Annotated in this window: 9 protein-coding genes; 8 read left to right on the forward strand and 1 reads right to left on the reverse strand. The window is 71.6% G+C overall.

Translation table 11 applies throughout. The features are described from left to right. Positions 1-230: 230 nt before the first annotated feature. The 8 genes from ACFZAM_RS01080 (at position 231) to ACFZAM_RS01115 (ending at position 13,546) form a co-directional block, all read left to right on the forward strand. Positions 231-1,910: an ABC transporter substrate-binding protein gene (locus ACFZAM_RS01080; RefSeq protein ID WP_391041798.1), complete on the forward strand. Its 1,680-nt coding sequence runs from the start codon at positions 231-233 to the stop codon at positions 1,908-1,910. A gap of 3 nt (positions 1,911-1,913) precedes the next feature. Continuing rightward, positions 1,914-2,951, forward strand: coding sequence for an ABC transporter permease subunit (locus ACFZAM_RS01085; RefSeq protein WP_391041800.1), 1,038 nt, complete (start codon positions 1,914-1,916; stop codon positions 2,949-2,951). Then, positions 2,948-3,913, forward strand: coding sequence for a carbohydrate ABC transporter permease (locus ACFZAM_RS01090; RefSeq protein WP_355339766.1), 966 nt, complete (start codon positions 2,948-2,950; stop codon positions 3,911-3,913). The genes ACFZAM_RS01085 and ACFZAM_RS01090 overlap by 4 nt, the downstream gene beginning before the upstream one ends. A gap of 113 nt (positions 3,914-4,026) precedes the next feature. Beyond that, the gene (locus tag ACFZAM_RS01095) at positions 4,027-5,058 is read left to right on the forward strand and encodes a LacI family DNA-binding transcriptional regulator (RefSeq protein WP_355339763.1); all 1,032 of its coding nucleotides are present in this window, start codon (positions 4,027-4,029) and stop codon (positions 5,056-5,058) included. A 152-nt stretch (positions 5,059-5,210) separates the two neighbouring features. Further along, on the forward strand, positions 5,211-7,244 hold the full coding sequence (locus ACFZAM_RS01100) for a TIM-barrel domain-containing protein (protein ID WP_391041803.1): 2,034 nt from the start codon (positions 5,211-5,213) through the stop codon (positions 7,242-7,244). 8 nt (positions 7,245-7,252) lie between these two features. After that, a complete protein-coding gene (locus ACFZAM_RS01105) occupies positions 7,253-9,283 on the forward strand; it encodes a beta-galactosidase (RefSeq protein ID WP_391041804.1) in 2,031 nt (676 codons plus the stop codon). A 726-nt stretch (positions 9,284-10,009) separates the two neighbouring features. Further along, the gene (locus tag ACFZAM_RS01110) at positions 10,010-12,025 is read left to right on the forward strand and encodes a protease pro-enzyme activation domain-containing protein (protein WP_391041806.1); all 2,016 of its coding nucleotides are present in this window, start codon (positions 10,010-10,012) and stop codon (positions 12,023-12,025) included. A gap of 195 nt (positions 12,026-12,220) precedes the next feature. Further along, positions 12,221-13,546, forward strand: a complete 1,326-nt coding sequence (locus ACFZAM_RS01115) for a hypothetical protein (RefSeq protein WP_391041808.1) — start codon at positions 12,221-12,223, stop codon at positions 13,544-13,546. A 63-nt stretch (positions 13,547-13,609) separates the two neighbouring features. Here the strand turns inward: ACFZAM_RS01115 and ACFZAM_RS01120 are convergent, their stop codons facing one another. Beyond that, entirely contained in the window at positions 13,610-15,544 is a 1,935-nt protein-coding gene (locus tag ACFZAM_RS01120; RefSeq protein ID WP_391041810.1) for a transglycosylase domain-containing protein, read from the reverse strand. Positions 15,545-15,753 lie beyond the last annotated feature (209 nt).

Genomic DNA, 15,753 nt, shown 5'->3' on the forward strand with positions numbered 1-15,753 from the left:
ACCGTACGAGGCCGGAATCCGCCCGCCGGACAGTCGCGTCAGAACTCTTGTCGGAACCGAAACACGTGGTTACTGTCGCCGACACATCGAAGCGCTTCGACAGTCCTCTTCGACACGCTCCCCGGCGTCTCGCCCCCTCCACGCGGCACCGGCACGGCAAAACGGCACCCACGGCACGCACCCTCGGCGTCCCCCCGGATCGGACCACCCCACACGGCGAAGGACCCACCATGACCAGCCAGTTGAACCGCAGAACCTTTGTGAGCGCGGCGGCGGCGACAGCCGGAGCCGCGGCGCTGTCCCCGCTGCTGACCGCCTGCGGAAGCGGGTCGAGCAGCAAGGGGGGCACCAGCAGCAAGAGCGGACTGAAGGCGGCGCTGCCGCAGTTCACCGCGAGCCGCTCGGTCACGGCGGACATCCCGGCGGTGCCGGGCGCCGCGGGCACCGCCACCGACCCCGGCTTCCTGACCTACCCGGCGAACCCGGTGAAGACGGTCGACGGCGTGCCGGGCAAGGGCGGCAGCTACACCGCCGTCACCCCGCTGTGGGGCACCATCCCGGAGCCGGGCAACTCCTTCTACCAGGCCATGAGCAAGGCCCTCGGCGTGACGCTGACGATGAAGCCCGCCGACGGCAACCACTACGACACCGCCATCCCCACGATGACGGCGGCCAAGAAGCTGCCGGACTGGATCCAGCTCCCCACCTGGTGGAACGCCAACTTCAACGTCGGCAAGCTGGCCGGCACCCAACTGGCCGACCTCACGCCGTACCTGGCGGGCGACGCGGTCAAGGACTACCCGAACCTCGCCGCGATCCCGACCGGCGCCTGGCAGGCCGGGGTGTGGGAGGACAAGCTCTACGGCATCCCGTCCTTCTCCAGCGGCTTCGTCGTCGCGGGCACCACCTATCACCGGGCCGACATCCTCCAGGCCAAGGGCATCAACCCGGACGAGATCTCCTCCGCCGCCGATCTCCTCGCGCTCGGCAAGGAGTTGACGAACGCCAAGGGCGGCGTGTGGGCCTTCGACGACCTGTGGACGTATCTCTCCCCGTTCTGGGGCGTGCCCAACAAGTGGACGGTCAAGGACGGCAAGCTGGTCCACAAGTACGAGGGCCAGGAGCTGCTGGAGGCGCTGGACTGGCACTACAAGCTCGCCAAGTCCGGCTACATGCACCCGGACGCGCTCGCGGGCAACACCAACGACGGCAAGAACCGCTTCTACGCGGGCAAGGTCGTCGTCACCGGTGACGGCACCGGCGCGTGGAACCTCGCCGACGCGCAGGCGGGCACGGCGGCCGATCCGAAGTACCGGCGCGGCGCGTTCAAGGTCTTCGCCGCCGACGGCACGTCGAAGCCCGGCATCTTCCTCGGCAACTCCACCAGCCTGATGAGCTATCTGAACATCAAGCTGTCGAAGGACCGGATCAAGGAGCTGCTGGCGGTCGCCAACTACCTGGCCGCGCCCTACGGTTCCGCCGAGTACACGATGGTGAACTACGGCGCCGAGGGCGTCCACTACACGATGGACAACGGCACGCCCACCTTCACCGACGAGGGCAAGAAGGACGTCCAGCAGCAGACGTACCCGTTCCTGGCCACCTGCTCCGCGGTGATCAGCAATCCGGGCGCCCCGCAGGTGACCAAGGACTACGCGGCCTGGCAGGCGGCAGCGGCGGCGACCGCGTACAAGCCGGTGTTCTGGAACATGAACATCACCGTGCCGCAGCGCTTCGCGACCGCCGACGCGGGCCAGGCCGTCGAGGACACCATCAAGGACTGCTACCACGGCAAGAAGAAGGTCTCCGACGTGCAGGCCGCGATCTCCTCGTGGAAGAGCAGCGGCGGCACGCGGTTGACGACGTGGATGCAGACGAACGTGCTCGACAAGTACGGCTCGGGGCAGTAGGCGGTGGCCGCGATCATCACCGGGAAGGCGGACGGGACACCGGGGAAGCCGGGCGCCGCGGACGGGGACACCGGCAAGGGCGCACGCGACGGCAAGAAGGGCTCACGCGAAGCCGAGAGCACGGCGCACGGCGGCCTGACCTGGCGCGTGCGGCTGCGCCGCGACAAGTCGCTGCTGCTGATGACCCTTCCGGCCGTCGCGCTGCTGCTGGTCTTCAACTACGCGCCGCTGTTCGGCCTGGTCACCGCCTTCGAGTACTACGACCCGCTGGTCGGCGTCCGCAACAGCGACTTCGCGGGCCTGGAGCAGTTCCGGCAGCTCTTCCACGACCCGCTGTTCTGGGGCGCGTTGCGCAACACGCTCTTCCTCAGCTCCGTCCAGATCGTCCTCTTCTTCCCGGTGCCGATCGCGCTCGCCCTGATGCTCAACACCGTGATCAGCGAACGGCTGCGGAATTTCGTGCAGTCCATCGTCTATCTGCCGCACTTCTTCTCCTGGGTGCTGACGATCACCGTCTTCCAGCAGATGCTCGGCGGCGCGGGCGTGCTCAACCAGTTCCTGCGCCGGCACTCGATCGGCACCTGGGACGTGATGACCGACCCGCACACCTTCGCGCTGCTCATCACCTCGCAGGCGGTGTGGAAGGAGGCGGGCTGGGGCATCATCGTCTTCCTCGCGGCGCTCGCGGCCATCGACCAGAACCAGTACGAGGCCGCGGCCGTCGACGGCGCGGGCCGGTGGCGCCGGATGTGGCACATCACGCTGCCCGGCATGCGCGGGGTGATCGTGCTGATGCTCGTGCTGCGGCTCGGCAACGCGCTGACCGTCGGCTTCGAGCAGTTCCTGATCCAGCGCGGCGCGGTCGGCCACGACGCGGCCGACGTCCTGGACACCTTCTCCTTCTATTACGGCATCGCCACCAACAACTACAGCTACGGCGCCGCCGCCGGTCTGTTCAAGAGCGTCATCTCGCTGCTGCTGATCTGGGGCGCGAACCGGCTGGCGCACTCCTTCGGCGAGGACGGGTTGTACCGCAGATGACCGACACACTGACCGTGGGCGGCGACCGCGCCGGCCGTACGCGGAACCCCCGTGCGCGCAAGGGCCCGCAGCGCCCGTCGTGGGAGGAGGCGCCGGGCGTCGCCGGGCAGACCTTCAAGGGCGCCACCTTGGCCCTGGTCGTGGCGGCCGTCCTGGTGCCGCTGTGGATCGTGGCGCTGACCAGCCTCTCCACGCCGGGCGCGATCGGCCGCGCGGGCGGCCTGGTGATCTGGCCGGACGGGGTGACGCTCAACGCCTACCGGCTGATGCTGGAGAACGGCGCGGTCACCCGCGCCCTGCTGGTCAGCCTCGGCGTCACGGGCGTCGGCACCGCGATCTCGATGGTGGTCTCCGTGCTGTGCGCGTACGGCCTGTCGCGCTCCGGGTCGCTCGGCCACCGGGCGATCCTGATGGTGCTGATCGTCACCATGTTCGTCAGCGGCGGCCTGATCCCGACGTACCTCGTCGTCACCGGCCTCGGCGGCTACGGCCAGTACTGGGCGCTGATCCTGCCCAGCGCGATCTCCGTGTTCAACATCCTCGTGCTGCGCGCCTTCTACTCCGGCACCTCCGCGGAACTCATCGACGCGGCGCGGATGGACGGCGCGAACGACTGGCGCATCCTGTGGTCGGTCGTGCTGCCCACCTCGCGGGCCGTGACCGCCGTCGTCACGCTCTTCTACGCGGTCGGATACTGGAACTCCTTCTTCAATGTCATGCTCTACATGCCCACGGACAGCCCCAAGTGGCCGTTGCAGTACGTGCTGCTGGAGTACGTCAACTACGGGATGAACATGCCGGGTTCGGTGAACAGCGGCTTCGGCACCGCGCACGCGCAGACCGCGCCGCTGTCGCTCCAGATGGCCGTCGTGGTGCTCACCCTCGTACCGATCCTGATGGTCTACCCCTTCATGCAGAAGCACTTCAAGACCGGCGTGCTGACCGGAGCGGTCAAGGGATGAGCGGTCGGGGGACGGACAGTCACGGGATGAGCGGGCACGGGATGAGCGGTCGGGGCACGGGTGAACGTACGCAGGGGACCGCGGGGCCGCCACCACGACAGGAGCAGCACAGCATGATGGGAAGCACCTCCGCCGTGACCATCGCCGAAGTGGCCAAGCACGCCGGGGTGTCGTCGAGCACGGTCAGCTATGTCATCAGCGGCAAGCGCTCGATCTCCGAGGCGACCAGGCGCCGGGTCGAGGCGGCCATCAGGGAGTTGGGCTACCACCCCAACGCGGGCGCGCGGGCGCTGGCGGGCAAGCGGTCGCACATCATCGCGCTGATGGTGCCGCTGCACACCGACGTCTACGTGCCGATCATGATGGAGATCGCCATCGCGGTGACCATGGCCGCGCGCGGCTTCGGCTACGACGTGCTGCTGATCACCAACGACGAGGGCCCGGACGGGGTGCGGCGGGTCGCGGCCAGCGGCCTGGCCGACGGCGTGATTCTGATGGACGTCGAGCTGGACGACGACCGCATCCCCGTCCTGCGGGCGCAGAACACGCACGCCGCGCTGATCGGACTGCCCGCCGACGCCACCGGACTGTCGTGCGTGGACCACGACTTCGCGGCGGCGGGCGCGCTGTGCGCCGACCACCTGGCCGACCTCGGCCACCGCGACGTGGCCTTCATCGGCTACAGCCCGGCGGTCTACCGGCGGCACGCCGGTTACGCGGAGCGGACGCTGACCGGCTTCCGTACGAGGTCGGCCGAGCGCGGGCTGCGGATCGTGCACCGGCCGTGCGACGGGACGTACGAGAGCACGGCGGGCGCCTTCACCCGCGTCCTCGCCGACCGGCCGGAGACCACCGGCTTCGTCGTGCAGAACGAGGGCGCGATCGGGCCGTTGCTGAGCCTGCTGCGGGCGGCCGGGCGGATCGTGCCCGAGGACGCCTCGGTGGTGGCGCTGTGCCCCGAGCCGCTGGCCGACCAGTACTCGCCGCGGCTGACCGCCGTCACCGGGCCCGCGCAGGATCTGGGGCGGCGCGCGGTGGAGCTGGTCATGCGGCGGATCGAGGGCGCGGACGCCGACGAAGTCGCCCTGCTCACACCTCTGTTGACCACACGCGAGAGCACGGGCCCGGCCCCGCACCGCGACTGAGCCCCGCTTCCCCCAATAGCGCCGCTTCCCTACCTCCGCTTCCTCCCAGTAGCGCCGCTTTCCCTACCCCCCGCTTCCTCCCAGTAGCGCCGCTTCCCTACCCCCGCACGCCCGTTTCCGCCCTCGTACAGACACGTCAGGAGAGCCACCGCATGGCAGAGCACTTCCGCATCCGCGAGCACGCCCTCGAATGGCGGGCCAGGGGTGAGACGTTGCGGGTCGAGGCGTGGGGCCCGGACGCGGTCCGGGTGCGGTCCGCGCCCGCCGGGGAGATCGTCGAGGATCTGCCCGGCGCGCTGGACGCGCCGCCGCCCGGCGCCACCACCGCGATCACCGTGCACGGCGACTCGGCGACCCTCGTCAACGGCGCGCTGACCGTACGGATCGACGCCTGCGCCGAGGGCCGGCTGACCCCGGAACTGCCCGCCGCGGCGGGCCGGTTGACCTTTGAGCGCACCGACGACGGCGGAGAGCTGCTGGCCGAGGAGCCGCCGCACTTCTGGTGGCCGGGCCCGCGCCTCTACACGGCCACCGGCAACGGCTACCACCGCCTGGAGCAGCGCTTCCGCGCGTACGCGGACGAGCGCTGCTACGGCCTGGGCCAGCACGGACACGGACTCTTCGACCAGAAGGGCGCGGTCCTCGACCTCGTGCAGCGCAACGGCGAGGTGACCGTGCCGCTGCTGATCTCCAGCCGCGGCTACGGCCTGCTGTGGAACTCCCCGGCGGTCGGCCGGGTCGAGCTGGGCGTCACCGGCACCCGCTGGGTCGCCGACAGCGCCCGGCAGATCGACTACTGGTTCACCGCGGGCGACCCCGGCGCGATCCTGCGCCGGTACGCCGACGCCACTGGCCACAGTCCCGAACTCCCGGACTGGGCCACGGGTTTCTGGCAGTGCAAGCTGCGCTACCGCACACAGGAGGAGCTGCTGGAGGTCGCCCGCGAGTACCGCCGCCGCGAGCTGCCGCTGTCCGTCATCGTCTGCGACTTCTTCCACTGGACGCACCTGGGCGACTGGCGCTTCGACCCGGCGGAGTGGCCGGACCCGGCCGCGATGGTCCGCGAACTCGACTCCATGGGCGTGAAGTTGATGGTCTCGGTGTGGCCGTCGGTCAGCCCGGCCAGCGAGAACCACGCGCCGATGTGGGACCGCGGGCTGCTGATCGGCACCGAGTACGGCCCGCTCGCGCACGCCGACTGGCCGGACAAGGGCCTCGGCGCGTACGCGGCGCAGGTCGCCTTCTACGACGCCACGCACCCCGAGGCCCGCGCGTACGTGTGGGAGAAGCTGGCCGCCAACTACCTGGCGCACGGCGTCTCGGTGTTCTGGCTGGACGCCGACGAACCGGAGCTGAAGCCCAACTACCCCGCCAATCTGCGCTTCCACGCGGGGCCCGGGCTCGAAGTCGCCAACCTCTACCCACGCGAGCACGCGCGCATGGTGCACGACGGGCTGCGCGCGGCCGGGCACAGCGAGGTGCTGACCCTCAACCGCTCGTCGTGGGCGGGCGCCCAGCGCTACGGCGCCGCCCTGTGGTCGGGCGACATCGGCACCGACTTCGCGTCGCTGCGCGCCCAGATCACCGCCGGGCTCAATGTGATGCTCTCCGGCATCCCCTGGTGGACCACCGACATCGGCGGCTTCCACGGCGGCGACCCCGACGACCCCGCCTACCGCGAGGTGCTGGTCCGCTGGTTCCAGTACGGCGCCTTCTGCCCGCTGTTCCGCCTGCACGGCTTCCGCGGCCCGGAACAGGTCCTGGAGCCGGGCATGACCGGTCTGCCCAACGAGGTCTGGTCCTACGGCGGGCGGGCGTACGCGGTCCTGGCGTCGTATCTGCGGCTGCGCGAGCGGCTGCGGCCGTACATCGCCGAGCAGATGCGGGTGACGGCCCGCAGCGGGGTGCCGCCGATGCGGCCGCTGCTGCTGGAGTTCCCCGACGACCAGGACGCGTGGGGCATCCGCGACGCCTTCCTGCTCGGGCCCGACCTGCTGGTGGCGCCGGTCACCGAGGCGGGCGCGGTCACGCGGGAGGTCTACCTCCCGGCGGGCGCGCGGTGGACGGACGCGTGGACGGGCGAGGAGCACGACGGCGGCCGTACGGTGACGGCCGCGGCGCCGCTCGACCGCATTCCGCTGTTCCTGCGGGACGGCGCGCGGCTGCCGATCGCGGAGCCGAGGTGAGCCCTTCCATGAACACCGTCCCCGACTCCCGCGCCGATCCGGCCGGTTGGCTGACCGCCCGGCTCGGCGGCCCCGCCTTCGGCGGCGACTACAACCCCGAGCAGTTCGCCGACGACCCGGCCGTACGGCGCGAGGACGAGGAGCTGATGCGGCGGGCCGGGGTGAATCTGGTGACGCTGAACGTCTTCGGCTGGGCGGAGCTCGAACCGGAGCCGGGGCGCTACGACTTCGCGCCGCTGGACGCCCGGCTGGAGCGGCTGCACGCCGCGGGCGTGGCCGTGGACCTGGCCACGCCCACCGCGCAGCCGCCGCCGTGGTTCGGCCTCGCGCACCCCGACGCGCTGCCCGTCACCCCCGACGGCACCCGGCTGACCCACGGCAGCCGCGACACGTACTGCCTGGCCGCGCCCGCCTACCGGCAGGCCGCCCGCGCCGTCGCCGAGGCTTTGGCGGCCCGGTACGGCGAGCACCCGGCGGTCGCGCTGTGGCACGTGCACAACGAGTACGCGACCGTCTGCCACTGCGAGCACGCCGCCGACGCCTTCCGGCGCTGGCTGCGCGAGCGGTACGGCACCCTGGAGGCCGTCAACCGGGCCTGGGGCACCGCCTTTTGGAGCCAGCGCTACGGCGCGTGGGAGCAGATCCAGCCGCCGCGCGCCACGCAGTGGCGGCCCAACCCCGGCCAGGTGCTGGACTTCCGGCGGTTCTGGTCGGACCTCGCGCTGACCGCCTACCGCGAGCAGCGCGACGCGATCCGGGCGCACAGCCGGGTGCCGGTCACCACCAACGTGATGCTGCCCGGCTACCAGGTGCTCGACCTGTGGGCGTTCGGCCGCGAGGTCGACCTGGTGGGCGTGGACCACTACCCGGACGCGCCGGGCCTGGACGCCGCCGCAGACACCGCCTTCGGCGCGGACCGGGCGCGCTCCTTCGGCGGCGGCAGGCCGTGGCTGCTGATCGAGCAGGCCACCAGCACCGTCTACGCGGGCGACCTCGTCCTGCCCAAGGAGCCGGGCGACATCCTGCGGCACTCGCTGAGCCACATCGCGCGCGGCTCGGAGGGCGTGCTGTTCTTCCAGTGGCGGCAGTCACCGGCCGGGGCCGAGATCTGGCACTCCGCGATGGTCCCGCACGCGGGGCCGGACACCCGGATCTTCCGCGAGACCGTCGAAACCGGCCGCGCCGTGGCCGCGCTGGCCGAGGTGACCGGCTCGACCGTACGGGCGCGGGCGGCCGTCCTGCACGACCCGGACGTGTGGTGGGCGCTGGACACCCCCGTCCTGCCCACGCCGGAACTCCCGTACCTGCCCGCACTCAAGCGCGCCCACCGCGCCCTGTGGGACGCCGGGATCACCACCGACTTCGCGCACCCGTCCGCCGACCTGTCCGCGTACCGGCTCGTTCTCGCCCCCAGCCTGCACCTGGTCTCCGAGGAGTCCGCCGCCGCGCTCACCGCCTACGTCGAGGGCGGCGGCACCCTGCTGGTCGAGTGCTTCAGCGGCGCCGTCGACCCCCACTACCGCGCGTGGCCCGGCGGGGCGCCGGGCCCGCTGCGGCCACTGCTCGGCCTGCGCGCCGAGGAGTTCCGCCCCCTGCCGTCCGGCGCTGCCGTCCCCCTGACCGACGGCGGCGCCGGCACCACCTGGACCGAGGCGCTGCTGCTGGAGGGCGCGACGGCCGAAATCGGTTACGCGGAAGGGCCGTTGACCGGCCGGGCCGCCGTCACCCGGCACGCCCACGGCCGGGGCACCGCCTGGTACGCCTCCACCCGGCTGTCCCCCGCCTCGTACACCGCGCTGATCGGCGGCTTGATACGGGCCTGCGGCGCGGAGCCCGAACTCCCCGGTCTTCCGGCGGGCGTCGAGGCGGTCCGCCGCCACAGCGACGACGGCCGCGCGTACCTCTTCCTCCTCAACCACTCCCCGGCCGAGGTCCGCGTCCCCGTGCGGGGCCACGATCTCCTGAGATCCCGCGCCCTTCCTTCCGAGGGCGCCGTCCTGCCGCCCGCGAGCGCCGTGGTCGTCCGCGAGGAGGGCTGAGGGGACCGCCCCGCCGGCTCGGGGACGGGCACGGAACGTGACCCCGGCATCACCCGAACGAGTGAACGCTTCTCGGTCATCCTGGGGTGGTCACGCAACCGGCTCTTCCCGAAGGGCGTCCCCTCCTGCGCAACAGGTGTGACGCTTGGGGTGGGAAGGGGGTCGGGCGTGGACACGGTGATTGTGCAGTTGCCCGAGGAATCCGAGGCACGGTGGGGAGAGGAACCGGCCGGGCGGCGCCCGAGGCTGCTGCGGCTCGGCCCCGGCGAGACGGCCGAGTTCGGGCGCGGGGGCTCCCCCGTGCGGACGGGTCCGGCCGGACGCCCACCACCGTAGGCACGGCCCGGCGGGCCCGCTCCTGACAGATGACAGGGACGGCGGAACGCACCCGCGCCGCACCGGGACCCGCGGGGCCGCGGGCCGGACGCGCGTATACCCCGGCCGTCCGACGTGATCGCGCCAGCCCTTATGCGGCCCGAGACCCGGCATATGACCTAAGCCCGCCGAAATCCCCGCCCGGTGGTTAAAGGTCCAGCTAAGGACGGCTGTTCGGCATTCCCAGCGTCCGGAAGTGGCGTGCACACTACAGCCGTCGCCCGTCAAAAGCGTGCAACACGCAGCTATCGCACCACGATCCAGGTCTCGTCCTTGTCCTGTTCCTGACCTCACGTTGGAGTCGTCATCAACGACATACAAAAACCCCGTGTCGCACGGGCCCGCGCAGCGGTGGTCGCGGCGGCCTCGCTGGCCATGGTGTCCGGGTCCCTGATCCTCGCCATGCCCTCGCAGGCCAGCGGCCCCGCGCCCGCGGCCAAGACCATCGCGCAGAGCCACCCGGACTGGGCCACCGCCTCCGCCGACCAGGGCTCGGTCGCGGCGAACACCGAGATCACCGGCACCGTGTACCTGGCGGGCCAGGACGCCGCGGGCCTGACGAAGTACGCGACGGCCGTGTCCGACCCGAGCAACGCGAGCTACGGCGAGTTCCTGAGCCCGGCCGCGTACAAGGCGCGCTTCGGCGCCACCAAGGCGCAGGTCTCCGCGGTCCGGAAGTGGGCGGCCGACTCCGGCCTGAAGGTCGTGAGCACCTCCGACCACGCGATCACCGTCAAGGGCACCAACGCGGCGGTCACCAAGGCGTTCGGCACCGGCATCCACCAGTACCGCGTCTCGGGCACGCTGCGGCACGCCCCGGCCCGTGACGTCGTGGTCCCCGCGTCCGTCTCCTCCGCGATCCTTGGCGTGACGGGCTTCACCACGCCCGGCGCCAACGTCGCCAAGCCGAACTCGCACCGCGTCGACGACACCGCGGCCCGCTCCGCCGCGACCCCGGCAAGGAGCGGCAAGCCCGACGCCGGACTGCCGACGACCGCGACCTGCTCCGACTACTGGGGCCAGAAGATCGCCAAGGGCGCGCCGGCCGGATACACCACGTCCGACGTGCCGTTCGACCAGTGCTCGTTCTACCCCTCGCAGCTCCGCAAGGCGTACGGCATCACCGCCTCGGGACTGACCGGCAAGGGCGCGACGATCGCGATCGTGGACGCGTACGGCAGCTCCACCATGCTGGCGGACGCCAACCAGTACGCGACCGCGCACGGTGACAAGGCGTTCAGGTCCGGCCAGTACAGCGAGGTCGTCGACCCGTCGCAGTGGACCAACCAGGACCTGTGCGGCGGCCCCGAGGGCTGGGCGCCGGAAGAGGCGCTGGACGTCGAGATGGCGCACGGCCTCGCGCCCGACGCCAAGGTCGTCTACGTGGGCGCCAACTCCTGCGACGACAACGACCTGCTGGGCGCCATCAGCACCATCGTCGACAACCACCTGGCCGATGTCGTCTCCAACTCGTGGGGCGAGATCATGCACACCACGGACGACGCCGACGTCACCTCGTCGCTGATCGCCGCCTACGAGCAGGTCTTCAAGCAGGCCGCCGTCGAGGGCATCACCATCGGCTTCTCCGCGGGCGACTGCGGCGACAGCAGCCCGCTGGCCGCCGCGACCGGCGTCAACTGCCAGCCCGACACCTCGCGCGCGCAGGCCAACTGGCCCGACTCCGACCCGTGGGTGACCTCGGTCGGCGGCACCGCGCTCGGTCTGAAGGACAAGAGCGGCTCGTACGGCTTCGAGACCGACATGGGCACGCTGCGCTCCAACCTGTCGGCCGACGGCAAGAGCTGGACCCCCGCTCCCCCGGCCCCGTTCTACTTCGGCGGTGGCGGCGGCACCAGCGAGGACTTCGCACAGCCCGCGTACCAGCGCGGCGTCGTGCCCGGCTCGCTGTCGCACACGCTGATGACCGGCGCGAAGAGCCGTACGGCCCAGCGCGTCACGCCGGACGTCTCGATGAACGGTGACCTGTACACCTCGGTCCTCGTCGGCATCTCCGACGGCGCCCCGTACAGCGAGGGCGGCTACGGCGGCACCAGCGTCTCGGCGCCGGAATTCGCCGCGGTCCAGGCCGACGCCATCCAGGCCAGGCACCACGCCATCGGCTTCGCCAACCCGGCGATCTACGCCCGCGCCGGGCTGTTCAAGGACGTCGTGGACCAGAACGCCGCCCACCACCACAAGGCCCCGCTGAGCAACGTCGCCGACTTCGGCCTGGTCAACGGCACCCTCGCCGTGCGCCTCGCCGCCTTCGGCGAGGACACCTCGCTCAACGCGGTCCGCGGCTTCGACAACGCGACCGGTGTCGGCTCCCCGACCCTGTCCTACCTCCGCTCCTTCGGCCACCGCTGACCGATCTCCCGAAGGGCCCGGCGGAGCGACCCTCCGCCGGGCCCTTCGGCATTCCCCGCCGCCGCCGATTCCGCCGTATCGGCTGTGACAGGACGCCCCGAACGCGCGTCTGCCTACACAGCAAGGCGGTCAATACTGGCGCCGGACGTGTGCGGTGCCGGTGGGGAGCAAGGGGCGACGGTGAAATTAGCGGCGATGCGGTCGTGGGTCAGGCAGCGGCCGAAGGCGGCGGTGGCGGGGGCGTCGGCGGTGGGCGCCGCGGGAGTGGCGGTCGCGCTGGTCGCGACGCTGACCGGCGGAGGCGCAGGCGCAGGCGGGGACGGCGGCGGCAAGGCGGACGACGCGGCGGCGCGGTCGCGGGCGACGCCGACCAGCCGCGCGCCGAGCCCGAGGACGGCGCGGCCACCGACGGGGACGCCGACACCGACGCCGACCGTCACCGAGACGAAGGGTCCGATCGGCGACGGGTCCACCGCGTACACCGGCCCGCAGCCGCACCAGCCGAAGCCGGAGAAGCTCAAGCCGGGCGAGAAACCGCCGCAGTTCGTGGTGTTCTCCTGGGACGGCGCGCTGGAGAACGACGACCATCTGTTCTCGCGCTTCCGGGAGTTGGCCAAGGAGAACAACGCGAACATGACGTTCTTCCTGTCCGGCATCTACCTGGTCCCGGACGCGAAGCGGTCGCTCTACCACCCGCCCCGGCACGCGGCCGGGACGTCCGCGATCGACTTCCCGACCGACGCGCACATCAAGGAGACGCTGGAGCAACTGCGGCTGGCCTGGCAGGACGGGGACGAGATCGGGACGCACTTCAACGGGCACTTCTGCGCGCCCGACGCGGGCGGCGGCGGCACGTGGAGCACCGCGGACTGGCGCAAGGAGATCGCCCAGGCGTACTCGTTCGTGGAGCACTGGAAGACGAACACCGGCTTCACCGACCTCCCGCCGCTGCCCTTCGACTACGGCCGTGAGCTGGTCGGCGGGCGCGCGCCGTGCCTGGAGGGGCAGAAGAATCTGCTGCCCGCAGCCAAGGCGCTGGGCTGGCGGTACGACGCCAGTTCGCCCGGCGACTTCCAGCTCTGGCCCGCCAAGTCGGGCGGGGTGTGGAACTTCCCGCTGGAGCTGATGCCCTACCCCGGCAAGGACTTCCAGGTCCTGTCGATGGACTTCAACTTCCTCTACAACCAGTCGGGCGGCGAGCAGACCCAGGGCGACCCGGCGAAGTTCCCGGCCTGGGAGCGCGAGACCCGGCAGGGCTATCTGAACGGCTTCGAGCGCGTCTACAACGGCAACCGGGCGCCGCTGTTCATCGGCAACCACTTCGAGACGTGGAACGGCGGCATCTACATGCAGGCCGTCGAGGACGTGGTGAAGGACGTCTGCCACCGGGACGGGGTGCGCTGCGTGTCGTTCAAGGAGCTGTCCGACTGGCTGGACGTCCAGGACCCGGCGGTGCTGGCCGAATTGCGCGGCCTCGACCCGAGCGAGTCGCCGGACTGGACGACGTTTCCCGCCAAGTAGCCGGTCCTGGCGGAGAGATCAGGGAACCGGCGGCCGGGCCCCGCGCCGAGGGGCCCGGCCCGCTCAGCCGGCCGCCGCCACGTACCGCGTCCAGATGTCGACGGGATACGTGCTGCCGAACTCCTTCGTGGCCTTCGACGGCCCGCCGGTCCCGGTCAGCGGCAGCAACTCCTGCGTCTTCGGGTCGAGTCGGAAGACGGCGACCGACGTCGCCACCGCCGCGGCCCGCGCCCCCCTCGGTGGGTAGCCGACGTACCAGGCCGACAGGTCCCCGGCCACCGTGCCCGTCTTGCCCGCCAGCTCCGTCCTGCCCGCGAGCCCGCCGCCCGCCCTCACCGCGCGGCGCGCGGTCCCGCCGGTCACCGCGTCCTTGAGCGCGTCGTCCACCTCGCCCGCGACCTTCGGCGTGAACGGGTGCGTGACAGCGGGCTGTTCGATGTCCACGCGCTGCCCGTCGCGGGTGACCTTGAGCACGGAGTACGGATCGGTGTGCGCGCCGGCGGCGGCGAAGGTGCCGTACGCGCTCGCCACCCGGATCGGGCTCGGGGTGACGCCGGTGCCGGTGGCGAAGGCGGGCACCTGCTCGCCGAAACCGCGCGGCAGCAGCCCGGCGTCGACGGACGCCTTCCGCACCCGGTCCAGGCCGACGTCCATGCCGAGTTGGGTGATCGGGCCGTTGACGGAGTCCGCCACCGCCTGCCGCAGGCTGATCCGCCCCCAGGACTTCCCGCCGTCGTTGCGGCTCTTCACGATCGTGCCGTCCCGGCTCCAGTACGGCCCCTCGGGCGTCCGTATCGGCACCTTGTCGTCGCCGTCGTAGACCGAGTCGGGGGTGACGGGCGTACGCGGCGCGCCGCGGGTGAGCAGCGCGCCGTCCCGCAGTCCGGCCGCGTAGACGAACGGCGCGTAGGCCGTACCGACCGGCACGATCGTGATGTTGGCGTCGTCGAAGCCCTGCTCGATGTAGTCGGGGCCGCCGTAGAGCGCGACGATCCGGCCGTCGGTGGCGACGGACGCGGCGCCGACGCGGACGTTCCGGTCGGCGGTCCTCGCCTTCGGTGCGAGGCCCGCGGTCTCGTGCCGCACGGCCTCGGCCAGGGCGTCGACGCGCGGGCGCTCGAAGGTCGTGTAGATCTGGTAGCCGCCCAGGTCGAAGCGCGCGTCGGAGATGTCGCTGTGCGCGGACACGTACGCCCGCGCGGTGTCGACGAGATAGCCGGTCTGCCCGCTCAGCCCCACGGGTTTCGGCGGCGCCTTGGGCTCGGGGAAGACGGTGTACGCGGCGCGCTCGGCGCGCGAGAGCTGACCGGTCTTCACCATCCGGTCCAGCACCCACTTCCAACGGGCCACCGCCCGTTGGTGGTTGGCCGGGCTGATCGCGGGGTCGTAGAGCGCGGCGCCCTTGAGCAGCGTGGCCAGGAAGGCCCCCTCGCCGGCGTTGAGCTGGGAGACGTCCTTGCCGTAGTACGCCTTCGCGGCGCGCTGCACGCCGTACGTACCGCGCCCGAACCAGGCGGTGTTGAGGTAGCCGTCGAGGATCTGCCTCTTGCTCATCTTCTGGTCCAGCTTCACCGAGATGAACATCTCGGTGATCTTGCGGGAGAGCGTCTGGTTCTGGTTGAGGTAGACGTTCTTCACGTACTGCTGGGTGATGGTGGAGCCGCCCTGGGTGTCGCCGCCGGTCACCATGGTGGCGACGGCCCGGCCGATGCCCTTCGGCGAGACGCCGTGGTCGGAGTAGAAGGAGGCGTTCTCGGCGGCCAGCACCGCCCACTGCACGCTCGTGGGTATCCGGTCCAGCGGCATCGCCTGCCGGTCCACCGGGCCCACCCGCGCCATCTCGGTGCCGTCGGCCCAGTAGTAGACGTTGTCCTGCTGCGTGGCGAATTCATTGAGGTCGGTGGGTATCCGGGTCCGCGCGTACGCCACTCCCACCACGGCGGTCAGCGTCACCAGCACCCACAGCGCCAGCAGCGACGCCTGGCGCAGCGACGGCACCCACCGCCGTATCCCGCGCCGCCCCGGCCGTGGATAGCGCGGCCGCAACACACGGGCCACGCGTTTCGCACGGGTCACGCGTACCGCGCGTACCGCGCCTCGGCCCAACCGCCTTAACTTCAGCCACTTTTTCCCCAACACCCCCGGAAGCTAAGGCCGGTTGTGGACCGCCCGAGGGCGGGACCGCCACAGTTCTGTAACAGCGGCGG

Origin of the sequence: Streptomyces sp. NPDC008079, from assembly GCF_042957385.1 — a bacterium.
Lineage (GTDB): Bacteria > Actinomycetota > Actinomycetes > Streptomycetales > Streptomycetaceae > Actinacidiphila.

What these genes read in the sequence shown, in the direction of transcription:
- ACFZAM_RS01080 (WP_391041798.1), top strand. Translation starts at nt 231, where the DNA reads ATGACCAGCCAGTTGAACCGCAGAACCTTTGTGAGCGCGGCGGCGGCG.
- ACFZAM_RS01090 (WP_355339766.1), top strand. Translation starts at nt 2,948, where the DNA reads ATGACCGACACACTGACCGTGGGCGGCGACCGCGCCGGCCGTACGCGG.
- ACFZAM_RS01095 (WP_355339763.1), top strand. Translation starts at nt 4,027, where the DNA reads ATGATGGGAAGCACCTCCGCCGTGACCATCGCCGAAGTGGCCAAGCAC.
- ACFZAM_RS01100 (WP_391041803.1), top strand. Translation starts at nt 5,211, where the DNA reads ATGGCAGAGCACTTCCGCATCCGCGAGCACGCCCTCGAATGGCGGGCC.
- ACFZAM_RS01105 (WP_391041804.1), top strand. Translation starts at nt 7,253, where the DNA reads ATGAACACCGTCCCCGACTCCCGCGCCGATCCGGCCGGTTGGCTGACC.
- ACFZAM_RS01115 (WP_391041808.1), top strand. Translation starts at nt 12,221, where the DNA reads ATGCGGTCGTGGGTCAGGCAGCGGCCGAAGGCGGCGGTGGCGGGGGCG.